The organism is Halanaerobium saccharolyticum (genome assembly GCF_003259895.1).
Taxonomy (GTDB): Bacteria; Bacillota; Halanaerobiia; order Halanaerobiales; family Halanaerobiaceae; genus Halanaerobium; species Halanaerobium saccharolyticum_A.
Map to the genome: position 1 here is coordinate 34,694 of NZ_QLME01000026.1, position 11,366 is coordinate 46,059.

Annotated in this window: 11 protein-coding genes; 7 read left to right on the forward strand and 4 right to left on the reverse strand. The window is 37.0% G+C overall.

Translation table 11 applies throughout. The features are described 5' to 3' along the window. Positions 1–7: 7 nt before the first annotated feature. Complete coding sequence (locus tag C7958_RS13205) at positions 8–934, forward strand: AEC family transporter (RefSeq protein ID WP_111573150.1); 927 nt, start codon at positions 8–10, stop codon at positions 932–934. A gap of 102 nt (positions 935–1,036) precedes the next feature. Beyond that, a complete protein-coding gene (locus C7958_RS13210) occupies positions 1,037–2,056 on the forward strand; it encodes a LacI family DNA-binding transcriptional regulator (RefSeq protein WP_166668553.1) in 1,020 nt (339 codons plus the stop codon). 84 nt (positions 2,057–2,140) lie between these two features. Here the strand turns inward: C7958_RS13210 and C7958_RS13215 are convergent, their stop codons facing one another. The 4 genes from C7958_RS13215 to C7958_RS13230 form a co-directional block, all read right to left on the reverse strand. Beyond that, positions 2,141–2,896: a sugar phosphate isomerase/epimerase family protein gene (locus C7958_RS13215; RefSeq protein WP_111573152.1), complete on the reverse strand. Its 756-nt coding sequence runs from the start codon at positions 2,894–2,896 to the stop codon at positions 2,141–2,143. Next, a complete protein-coding gene (locus tag C7958_RS13220) occupies positions 2,893–3,918 on the reverse strand; it encodes a Gfo/Idh/MocA family protein (protein WP_111573153.1) in 1,026 nt (341 codons plus the stop codon). Before C7958_RS13220 ends, C7958_RS13215 begins: the two co-directional genes overlap by 4 nt. Before the next feature lie 89 nt (positions 3,919–4,007). Next, positions 4,008–5,165 (reverse strand): Gfo/Idh/MocA family protein, encoded by a 1,158-nt coding sequence (locus C7958_RS13225; protein ID WP_111573154.1) that lies wholly within the window; start codon positions 5,163–5,165, stop codon positions 4,008–4,010. Beyond that, positions 5,158–6,081: a sugar phosphate isomerase/epimerase family protein gene (locus C7958_RS13230; protein WP_111573155.1), complete on the reverse strand. Its 924-nt coding sequence runs from the start codon at positions 6,079–6,081 to the stop codon at positions 5,158–5,160. Before C7958_RS13230 ends, C7958_RS13225 begins: the two co-directional genes overlap by 8 nt. Positions 6,082–6,254: 173 nt before the next feature. On the opposite strand from C7958_RS13230, the gene C7958_RS13235 reads away from it, so the two are divergent. The 5 genes from C7958_RS13235 (at position 6,255) to C7958_RS13255 (ending at position 11,168) form a co-directional block, all read left to right on the forward strand. Continuing rightward, a complete protein-coding gene (locus tag C7958_RS13235; protein WP_111573156.1) occupies positions 6,255–7,109 on the forward strand; it encodes a helix-turn-helix domain-containing protein in 855 nt (284 codons plus the stop codon). Positions 7,110–7,203: 94 nt separating this feature from the next. Then, entirely contained in the window at positions 7,204–7,665 is a 462-nt protein-coding gene (locus C7958_RS13240; protein WP_111573157.1) for a universal stress protein, read from the forward strand. 253 nt (positions 7,666–7,918) lie between these two features. Beyond that, positions 7,919–8,932 carry a cation diffusion facilitator family transporter gene (locus tag C7958_RS13245; protein ID WP_111573158.1) on the forward strand — a complete coding sequence of 338 codons (1,014 nt, stop codon included), beginning with the start codon at positions 7,919–7,921 and terminating at the stop codon, positions 8,930–8,932. Between the two features lie 111 nt (positions 8,933–9,043). Next, the gene (locus C7958_RS13250) at positions 9,044–10,027 is read left to right on the forward strand and encodes a Gfo/Idh/MocA family protein (protein WP_111573159.1); all 984 of its coding nucleotides are present in this window, start codon (positions 9,044–9,046) and stop codon (positions 10,025–10,027) included. Between the two features lie 166 nt (positions 10,028–10,193). After that, a complete protein-coding gene (locus C7958_RS13255) occupies positions 10,194–11,168 on the forward strand; it encodes an Rpn family recombination-promoting nuclease/putative transposase (RefSeq protein WP_111573160.1) in 975 nt (324 codons plus the stop codon). The last annotated feature ends 198 nt before the right edge of the window (positions 11,169–11,366 follow it).

An 11,366-nucleotide genomic window follows, 5' to 3' on the forward strand; every position in this document is an offset into this window, starting at 1 on the left:
TTATTTAATGGCAGATCTGTATCCGGTTTTAGAACAATTATTATTGATGGGAGTTTTAATAGCTCTGGGATATTATTTAAATCAATCAGGGAAAATTGAGCAGGCAGCAGAAAAAGGAATAGCTGAGCTGACAATAGATATCGCTTTTCCTGCCTTGATTTTTACGAATATCGTCAAAGATTTTGATTTAAGCATGTTTAGACAGTATTTAATAGTACCATTTTCGGCTTTAATTATTACACTTCTTTCTATTATGATAGTGATTATAGTCACCCGCAGTTTAAACTACTCCAGAAGAGAGCAGGAGGAGTTTGCTTTTGTTACTGTTTTCAGTAATAATATTTTTGTGGGGGCTCCAATCTGCCTGGCTTTATTTGGAGCGCAGGGTTTGATTTTAGCTATTTTATATGATTTTGGAATGCAGTTAATTTTATGGACAGTCGGTATCTGGCTTTTAAAGGACAGCGGTCAGAATGCAGACAGTCATTTTCTGGCTAATATATTTTCACCTCCAGTTGTAGGGCTTTTGCTTGGATTAGTTGTTGTTTTCAGCGGAGTTTCTATGCCAGCGGCAGTTATTAATATTACTGACAGCATTGGAGCAATTACTATTCCTCTGGCCATGATTTTCATTGGCTTACAGCTTGCCAAAAGCACCTTTGCTGAGGTTATGGGTAATAAAAAAGTTTATTTGCTTACTTCACTGAGGCTTCTGCTTTTTCCAGCCTTAGTTTATTTCGGACTGGGTTTATTTCCAATTCAACCCTTATTACGCAGTGTAATGACAATTCTGGCAGCAATGCCTGTTTTTGCGAGTTCTTCAGTAATTATGGAAAAGTACGGTCATCAAAGTGATTTTGCCTCGGCTGCAATCTTTGCCACAATAGTTTTTATGGGAGCAACACTACCGATCTTTATCTGGCTGGTTGTTTAACTGGTTGGGTTAGTGATTTAGAAATAATAGCTGGTCTTTCAAAATAGCCTGGATAATTAATTTTGTAAAAAAATTAAAATTTAAGTAAAAGAGGTGATAACAGTGGTTTCAATTAATGATGTAGCAGATAGAGCAAATGTATCAATTTCTACAGTATCCAGAGTCATTAATCAAAATGCAAATGTTTCACGTGAAAAGGAAAAAGCAGTTTTAAAAGCAGTGGATGAACTTGATTACATTCCTAATGGCCTGGCTCAGGGACTGGTCACTAAAAAAAGCAAGTCGATCGGAGTTTTAATTGCAGATATTGGTAATTTATATTATTCCTACCTGGTCAAAAGTATTGAAAAAGAACTGAGAGCTGCCGGCTATTATGCTGTAATTGGCAATACAGAATGGGATGGAAAAAGAGAAAAAGAATATATCAGACATTTAATTCAGAGACAGGTTGATGGTTTTATTTTAGCTTCCACTTCTTTAAGTTCTGAGTATATTGAGCAGCTGGCCGAGAAGGAAATTCCCCTGGTAGTTTTAGATCGCGAGATTAATTCGGATAAAATTGATAAAATTAGAATTAATGATTATAAGGGGGGGTATCAGGCTGCCGAGCATTTAATTGAATCTGGCTATCAATATTTTATTCATTTGAAGGGGGCAGGGTTTACTGCAACGGCAGCAGATAGATCCCGTGGTTTTAAGGATTGTATGCAAAAATATTCGGTTGATAAAGAAAATTATAAGCTGCTTTCTTCCTCATTTGTGGAAGAAGAAGCGGCTCAAGATATGTCAGATTTTTTGGAGGGGAATAATTTTAAGTCTAAGCGCCTGGGTATTTTTGCGGCCAATGATGCAGCAGCTTTTGGGGTTTTAAAAGAACTAAAAAGAAGAGGGATTAATGTGCCCCGGGAAGCCGGTGTGATTGGTTTTGACAATGTAAACTTTGCCGAATATTCGAGTCCGGCCCTGACTACTATCGGCAGACCGATTGCTGATATTGGAAAAATCTCAGCTCAAATATTATTAAAAAGACTTAACAAATCAGAAGACGAAAAAATCAAGCATAAAAACATGACACTTGATGTGCAGCTGATTAAAAGAGAAAGCACCGCCAAAATAAAATAATAATTTAAAAAGCTCTCTGTAAATTTACCGGCAGAGAGCTTTTCTGGAGAGAACATTTATCGACTAAGCAAATATAATTTTAGCTTACAACCCCATTGCCTTTAAATTCTGCAGACTAATGGCCAGACTTTCGAAAGGATCACGCTGGCAGACATCCTGTTCTACACAGGCCCATTCAACCTGATTATCACTGCAGGCCTTTATAATTCTTGGCCAGTTCAGATTACCTTCTCCAACCTCAGCCATCTGTGGATCCCAGCCGTCAACAGTCATATCTTTAAAGTGAACTACATCCATTCTATTTTTAACCTTTTTAATCCACTCTGCCGGATCAGCTCCACCCGCCTGAATCCAGTAGGTGTCAATTTCAAAATCAAAAAAATCAGGGTCGCTTTCTTCCAGTAAAATATCCATTCCAGTTTTGTCTCCGTAGTTAGCAAACTCAACATTATGATTGTGATAAATAAACTGCAGCTCATTTTCTTTTAATTTTTTTGCCACTGGAGCGATCTCCTGTAAAAATTCACGAATGCCATCTGCACTGCTGCGATATTCTTCCGGCATAATACCGAGTCCTACCTGTTTGCAGTTCCAGAGTTTATGTTCCTTAATTACATTATCAAGATCATTTTTTAAACGGTCAAAACTGATGTGGGTGGCACAAATCTCCAGTCCGATCTCGTCAACTAACTCTTTTAATTTTACTGCTTCAATTGGACCAAAACCTGAAACCTGAACCGCATCATAACCAATTTTTTTAACCTTTTTCAATGTTTTTTCAATCTCTGCTGGAGTCTGAGTAAAATCTCGGACTGTATATAATTGGGCCGCTATTTTCATGCTGAATCATCTCCTGTTAGATAATATTTGCTTCTGTTTTTTGAAGAAGTGTTAATTGCCTTGATTAATTCCAGAGTTTTAATTCCTTCTTGAGCATTGATGGTATTAGATTGAGTATCGTTCCAGATATCCTGATAAAAGCCATCGATTAAACGCTGGTGACCATAGCCCCAGTAGGCTTTATAATCAGTATCACTATTTTCTTTGAAATTATCAATTTGGCCGTCTTTTTTAATCAGCAGCTGATCTTCAAATAATCTCATACTGCCTTTTTCACAGTCAATTTCAATCTCGATCGGACTGTTGCTGCTGAAAGCATTGGTGGCATAAAAGATGCCGTTAAAATCAGCTTCGAAAAAAAGAGTAGCATCTGCTGTATCTTCAACCTCGATTACGTCATCTAAAACTCTGGTATCAACATTTCCTCTCGCTGCTTTTACCGGACCTCCAAACCACTGAATCAGATCCAGAGTGTGGATAGCCTGGTTAATCAGGACACCACCACCCTCAGTTTTGTAAAATCCCTTCCATTCATCATTAAGATAATAGTCTCTGTCGCGATGCCAGGTTACCAGACCTTTGATTCCCGTAATTTTTCCCAGAGTCTCAGCCTCCAGTATTTTTTTGGCCCGCTGATTATTTTCGTTAAATCTATTTTGAAAGGCTACTCCCAGATGAGCTCTGCTCTTTTCAGCTGCCTGGATTAATTTTCTGCCCTCTGCATAATTTAAAGCAAGAGGTTTTTCCACCAGGACATTAATCTCAGATTCAAGAAATTTGATGGCCATTGGGCTGTGCAGGAAATGAGGAGTACAGATATGGACAACATCAAGCTCTTTATCCAGGAGTTTACTGTAATCTGTCAAATACTCACAGTTATATTTTTCAGCTGCTTTTTGAGCTCTATTTTCTTTAATGTCAATCATGTGTTTTAGTTCAACATTTTCTTTGCTGGCTAAAATATCAGCGTGTACGGGATAAATATTGCCGCAGCCAATAATGGCTGCCTTTAACTTTTTCATTTTTAAATTCACCTTCTTGGGTTTGAAAATTTGGCTGACCAGTAATTATCTGTTTCCAATTCGATTTATTTTCAGCTCGGAATTTTAAATTAAAAAGTACCTTCAACATCCATTGTGCTTGTTTGAGAACTTTCCTTAACAAAAGTAGAATTCTTAATTTTTTCATCTAACTTTGCTTTGAATAAATTTTCATCCAGAGGCAGTTCCACCCAGTCATCTGTCCAGGCAGAAAGGTGCATCGCATTAGAAATAGTTAAGCCCTTGATTCCTTCTTTTCCCGGAGCAATTAACTCGGCTCCATTTAAAATTGCATCAAGCCAGTTATTTAAAATTCCGAGGTGCTCAGGGTTTTTATCAGCCACAGGTATTTTGCATTCCCAGCATTCCGGGCTGCCAAATCCTCCCTCAAAATTTTTGTTAAATTCTCTTTCGGGAGTTCTCAGTCTTCTGAAAGTTATTTTATTATCCTCTAAAATTAATTTACCTTTATTACCAGTAATTTCGAGCCGGTTGGTCTCGGGAGCAATACCAGTGGAAGTAACAAAAACTCCGGTGGCCCCATTTTCGTATTCTACATAGGCTGTCACATCATCTTCGACCTCAATATTGTGGTATTTACCATTTTCGGCAAAAGCTCTAACTTTAACCGGCATCCCACAGGTCCACTGCCAGATATCAAGCTGATGGGGATCCTGATTTAGTAAAACTCCACCACCTTCTCCTTCCCAGGTGGCCCGCCAGCCGCCGTTATTATAATAGCTTTGAGAGCGGTACCAGTCAATAATCCAGTTGGTTCTTTTAATCTCACCCAGTTCTCCGGAGTCAATTAAATCTTTTAGTTTTTGATAGATGGCCCGGGTGCGCTGATTGTACATAATCGCAAAAACTTTATCTGACTCTGCTGCAGCCTCATTCATTTCGCGGACCGCTTTAGTGTAGACTCCAGCTGGCTTTTCAATTAAAACATGGAGATTTCTTTTAAACCCCTCTACTGCCAGAGGAGGATGATCATAATGAGGTGTGGCAATAATAACTGCCTCAATTTCTGCCTCAGCATAAAATTCTGCAGGGGTAGAATAGCAAGCTATTTCTTCTCCCAGATCCGTTTTAGCCCACTGCAGGCGCTGTTCATCCAGATCACAGACAGCTGTCAATTTAGCCCCTTTAACCTTTCCCTGATAAATATTCCGGGCATGACTGCTGCCCATATTTCCAATTCCAATAATTCCGACTTTAACTTCAGCCATTATTAGCCTCCTTGATTTCAGCTTTTACTGTTTCCATTAATTTCATAAAACGCTTACCATATTCTAAATAAGTATTATATTTTGCCTCTGCTTCGGAGTCTGCCTGATCATTATGATAGACAGCTCCCATATGTGGTTCTATAGAAAACCCACCATTATAGCCGTCCTGCAATAGATCCTTAACTATTTTTTTAACCTGCCCCTGACCTTCTCCGGGGAAGCAGTATTCCATTTCCGGGAAAATGCCTCCGGTTTCTTTTAAGTAAGTCCCATCTTTGATGTGGATATAGGCGATTCTATCTTTAAGAGTTTGATAGGCTTTCCAGCTGCTCTGCTTTTGATAAGGTTCTTCTCCCATCCGGTTATCAGCCATCAGTGGATTTCCTGTATCAAAGACTATTTTAAAATTGGGAGACTTAATCTCCTCCAGCAGCAGTTCCATGTGCTCATAGGACTGCGAAAAATAATTCATACAGTTTTCATGAACATAGGTAATTCCTGTTTGCTCACACATTTCCACCAACTTTTTCAGGTTAGTCAGAATTTTTTCTTCCAGCTCAGGATTTCTCGGAGAAAGATCCCGGGGGATACCAAAACTCATACCTCTAATCATTTTTGTGCCGAGCTTCTGCATGCGGGGAATGGCCCTTTTTAACTCTTCCAGACTCTGAGTATAGGATTCCTCCTGGCGGGGATCTTTGCCCCAGTTGGCAACTGCACTGCCAAAACAATTTATTTTAATTCCGCTGGCTTTTAATTTTTCGTAAACTTCCTCAAATTTTTCTTCACTAATGTCAGTCAGATTTTTTCCGTCAATATTGCGAGCTTCAATATACTGCCAGCCCAGTTCTTTAGTTACCTCAATCTGTTTCTCAATAGAATCAGCTGCTTCATCTGCAAAACCTGTATAATACAAATTAATCCCTCCTGATTGGATAGTTATCTCATTATTACAATCATATTATAATATAGTTATTAGTAAATATCTTTAATTATCTTGCTTTATATATTGCAAATCTTGTTATATAATTTAGCTAGATGACAAAATTGATAATTTAAAAAGCTAGATTGAGGTGGGAGGTTTTTAGTATGGAGGAGTTTTGTTCTTCCTTTGCGAGCGAAAGTTTTAATTTTTTTCATAAAAAAACTGATATAGAAAAGTCAGAAGAAGAGTTTGGCTTCCATATTCATGATTTATATGAAATTTATTATTTTATAAGTGGTGATGTAACCTATCAGATAGAAGGACATGGTTATCAGATTGGAGCAGGTGATTTATTATTGATCAATAATCAGGAGCTTCACAAACCAGTCTTTAATTCTAACAGAGCTTATGAGAGGATGGCTTTCCATTTCAGCCCCTGGTATTTTAGAGAATACAGCAGTGAAAATTATAATCTGCTCTCCTGTTTTGAGGAGCGAAAAAGCGGACACTATAATAGAATTGCGGGAGCTAAAATTAAAGAACATAAGATTGATCAAATAATTTCTGCTTTAAATGATTATCGGGGTAGAGCAGAAAAAGGGAAAAAAATTATGCTCGAAACTCTTTTTGTGCAGATGCTGTATTTGCTTAACCAGGCTTTTGAAAAGGACACTAATTATCATCAGGATTCTATAATCTATAATCAAAAAGTTACTAAAATTATAAGGTATATTAATAATAATCTAGGAAAAAATTTTTCTCTGGACTTGCTGGCCCAAAAGTTCTACCTAGATAAATATTATCTCTCCCATCTCTTTAAAGAAAATACAGGTTTTTCTGTGATGCAGTATATTAATTATAAAAAAATCATGAAGGCCAGAGAACTTCTTTCCCGGAACTACAGCTGTGGAGAGGTTTCCGACTGCCTCAGTTTTGGTGACTATTCTAATTTTTATAAAACTTTCAAAAAAGAAATGGGGATTGCTCCTTCTAAATATCAAAAAGAAAACAGCTTATAAAAACAGAGAAAACCAGTAAATTTTAATTTTAAAACTTTAAAAAAGGACTTTTTCAACAAATCGCGAAATATAATTATACGAGGAGGTTGATATTATGAAAAAAATTCTGGTAGCTGTTGATGGTTCTCAAAGTGCTCAAAAAGCCGCCCAAAAAGCTGCAGAACTTGCTGAAGAAATAAAGGCAGAAGTAACATTGATCCATGTTTATACAGAGTCCGCCGAAATTCCAGTTAACCAGTTTAACGAAGTAGCCTCTTATCTCTCTGCTGAAACCTTAGAAAATATAATGGATCAGCAGGAAGATACAATTAAAGAAAAACGGCAGAGAATTCTTGATGATGATGCTGAGTTTTTTGAAGAAAAAGGTATCAACCCTGATAAAGTGCTGCTTCACGGTGATCCGGCTGACACAGTCTGTGATTATGCAGAAGAAAATGATTTTGAATTGATTGTGGTAGCTGATAAGGGTCACGGTAAGGTAGAAAGATTTCTGCTTGGAAGTATCAGTGATAAAATTGTCAGGCATGCTAAAACTTCAGTGATGGTTGTTAAGTAATTTATCAAAAATAAGATTAAATATTAGACTCCCCTTTAGATAAACGGATTTATTGTTTTAAAATCTGTTTATTGAAGGGGAGTTTTAAATATTATAAAGACCGGCAGCTATTAATTCAATCATAATAAAGAAGTTTGTTGTAAAAAGCTTATTTGAAAATCATAGTTGAAAAGAATATAATTAAGATTAATCAAGCCAGTACCGCCTTAAATTTTTAGTTTTTTATTAATTGGAAGCATAAGGAGTTGTAGGTATGACTAAACCGGAGTCGACAAATAATCAAAAAGAGAATAAGCAGGAAGAGGTAGAGGAGAAAAATGATTTATCTTCTGGAGAAAAAATAACATATTACAATAATAGTTATATTGAAAGAGTAAGAACTGATGTTTCTGACTCTAAACGAAGTAGATTATATATCAAGGCAATCATTTTTGCAATTGGAGGCAATCTTTTATTAGCAGTCATTAAAGGCATACTGGCCTGGATTTCAGGTAGTAGTGCTGTTTTCTCCGATGCAGCAAACTCGTTATCTGATGCACTCTACAGTATAATTATGGGGATCGGCCTCTATGTATCTCAGCGCCCGGCCGATGAATCACATCCTCAGGGCCACAGTCAGTTTGAACCCCTGGTCAGCCTTTTTATTGCAGCTGCCATGGCTTCTGCAGGAATTGCTGCAGTCTGGCAGAGCATTCAAAGCCTTCTGGGGCAGGCAGAACCTATAGCTCTGGGATGGACATCTTTTGTAATGTTGATTGCTATAGTTGTAAAATATATAATGTATTATCTGGTTTCCGGGATTGGAGAGAAAGTATATAGTCCGGCCATTCAGGCCAGTGCCCGGGATAATCTGGTTGATATTATTAGTACCACTCTTGCTCTGATAGGTGTCTGGGGATCTCATTTTATCCATCCTTATTTAGATCCGATTGCTGGTCTCATTGTAGCCCTCTGGATTTTCAAGGCAACCTGGGAAATCACCTGGGAAAATGTGGGTTATCTAATCGGTAGAGGAGCTGATCTGGAATTAACTGAAAAAATAGCTGAGGCTGCTTTTTCAGTATCCGAGGTTGCAGATGTTCACCGGATTGTGGCTGAATATGTAGGCCCTCAATTAAGGGTCGACATGCATATCAATGTCGATGGAGATATTCCTTTGAGTAAAGCCCATAAAATTGGAGAAGATGTAAGGAATGCAGTTGAAGAGCTGGAAGAAGTAGATTTAGTGTATGTACACATTGAGCCAATCGGTCATCAAGGGAAATAGAGTGAACTCTGCAGATTATAAACCTGATTTATTAAAAGGAGTTTAGAATTTAAATATAGAATTCCAACAATATTGAGAGGGACAGGATCCCTCAAATGGAGGTAATTATAAATGAAAAAAGTAAAATGGGGAATTATTGGCTGTGGAGATGTAACCGAAAAGAAAAGTGGACCGGCACTCCAGAAAATTAAAGATTCGGAGCTGGTAGCAGTGATGCGGCGGACGGGAGAGCTGGCAAAAGATTATGCAGAGCGCCACAATGTGCCTCGCTGGTATGATAAGGCAGAAGAATTGATCAATGATCCGGAAGTAAATGCAGTTTATATTGCAACACCACCTTCTACCCATAAAAAATATACTGTATTGGCTGCTAAAGCCGGACTGCCTGTCTATGTAGAAAAGCCAATGGCTCGAAATTACAAAGAAGCCCAGAAGATGATTAAAGTCTGTCAGAAAAGTGAGGTTCAGCTCCATGTAGCCTATTATCGCAGGGCTATGCCCAGATTTTTAAAGATTAAGGAATTACTTGATTCTGGAGCTATTGGAGAGATCAGGAATGTCAATATCAGGGTGGCCCAGCCGGTTGAGGATATAGAAAAAGATGAAGCCAATCTTCCCTGGAGAGTTTTACCTGAAATTGCAGGTGGGGGTAAATTTTTAGATCTTGCTGCTCACACCCTGGACTTATTCGACTATTATTTTGGACCAATTGAATCAGCTTCTGGTTTTGCAATTAATCAGGGAGGCTATTACCCTGCCGAAGATAATGTAGTTATGAGTTTTAGATTTGAAAATGAGATTCAGGGAACTGGCAGCTGGACTTTTAATGGTTATCATGATCTCGATCAGAATGAGATTATAGGCAGCAGGGGCCGTCTCTTATTTTCATCATTTGACGAGGAACCGATAATTTTAGAAAATGAAGCAGGGAGAGAAGAAATAGAATTTGCCTACCCAGAACATGTGCAGCAGCCCCTTCTGGAAAAGGTAGTCGCCAGTTTGCTTGGACGAGGGGATTCTCCTTCTACCGGTAAAACTGCTGCCAGAACAACAGAGATAATGGATCAAGTTATTGCTTCTTATTATAATAATTAACTACTTATGAGCGGCTGCCGTTGGGCAGTCGCTTTTTTTAAAAAAATATTGACCTCCTTATTATATATTTGCTATAATTTACAAATAATGGTATAATATTTATATTGTCATTGAACTTGATCTTTAAGTTGTGGTAAAATATAAATGAAGAGACGGAGGAAAAGTATTGAAGGTTATTAAAAATCCACATGATTCTCTTTTCAAAAGAACTCTTGGAGATAAAGAGGTAGCAATAGATTTTCTAGAAAACTATCTGCCAGATAATATTTTAGAAGAAATAGATTTAACAGAAATTAAGATAGCCAAAGATAGTTTTATTGACGAGGAATTAGAAGAAAGTTTTTCTGATATTTTATATAATGTAAGTATAGAAGGTAAAAATGGTTTTATTTATCTATTATTTGAACACAAAAGCTATTTTGATAAGATGACTCCAGTCCAGATGCTGGGATATATTACAGATATCTGGGAGCTTTATAATAATCAGACTAAAAACAAGAAATTGCCACCTATTATACCTATCTTAATTTATCATGGAGAAAGAAAATGGAATTACGGCAGTAGATTATCGGAATTAATTGAAGACACTACCAAAGCTATTTCAGATTATTTACCTGATCATAAGTACTTACTTTATGATTTCTCCAATTATTCTGATGCAGAAATAAAGGGACAGATTAAGTTAAGGTTGTTTTTGAAGTTGATATCTCATATATTCGATGATAATTTTGATGATGGACTCCGGGAAGTTCTGCCGTTATTAATTGAATTAAGAGAAAAAACAACCGGACTTGAATATATTGAAACTGTTGTGAAGTATATTTTAAATATTGGAGAAGAAATCTCTTTAAATGAGTTGGATCAAAAAGCCAAAAATATTTCAGCTGAAGGGAGTGCTGTAATTATGACTATAGCAGAAAAAATTTATCATGATGGAAAAGAAGAAGGACGAGAAGAAGGTAAAATCGAAAATATGAAAGAAATGATTGAGTTTGCACTTGAGTTAAAATTTGGATTGAACAGCAAGGATGTTGTAGAGGATATAAAAAAGATAAATGATTACGATAAATTAAAAGAGATTAAGCAGGCCATAAGAAAACATGATTCACTAGAAGATTTCACTGCCAGTTTAAATTTTTAATTTAAGTGATTCAGAAAATTCTTCTAATTTATAAAAGAAACTGTGAGCTAAAAAAATAATTAACTACTTATGAGCGGCTGCCGTTGGGCAGTCGCTTTTTTTGTTATATAGGAAATTATGCTTTTGCAGGAATGTGGATAACTTTGTAGAAGGATAAAAATATTATGAGCCCAAAACAAAGAAGAAATCATATTAAAG

Excerpts from the sequence above, each read along its gene's own strand:
- C7958_RS13240 (WP_111573157.1), top strand. The coding sequence starts at position 7,204 with ATGAAAAAAATTCTGGTAGCTGTTGATGGTTCTCAAAGTGCTCAAAAA.
- C7958_RS13235 (WP_111573156.1), top strand. The coding sequence starts at position 6,255 with ATGGAGGAGTTTTGTTCTTCCTTTGCGAGCGAAAGTTTTAATTTTTTT.
- C7958_RS13220 (WP_111573153.1), bottom strand. The coding sequence starts at position 3,918 with ATGAAAAAGTTAAAGGCAGCCATTATTGGCTGCGGCAATATTTATCCC.
- C7958_RS13250 (WP_111573159.1), top strand. The coding sequence starts at position 9,044 with ATGAAAAAAGTAAAATGGGGAATTATTGGCTGTGGAGATGTAACCGAA.
- C7958_RS13205 (WP_111573150.1), top strand. The coding sequence starts at position 8 with ATGGCAGATCTGTATCCGGTTTTAGAACAATTATTATTGATGGGAGTT.
- C7958_RS13245 (WP_111573158.1), top strand. The coding sequence starts at position 7,919 with ATGACTAAACCGGAGTCGACAAATAATCAAAAAGAGAATAAGCAGGAA.
- C7958_RS13215 (WP_111573152.1), bottom strand. The coding sequence starts at position 2,896 with ATGAAAATAGCGGCCCAATTATATACAGTCCGAGATTTTACTCAGACT.
- C7958_RS13225 (WP_111573154.1), bottom strand. The coding sequence starts at position 5,165 with ATGGCTGAAGTTAAAGTCGGAATTATTGGAATTGGAAATATGGGCAGC.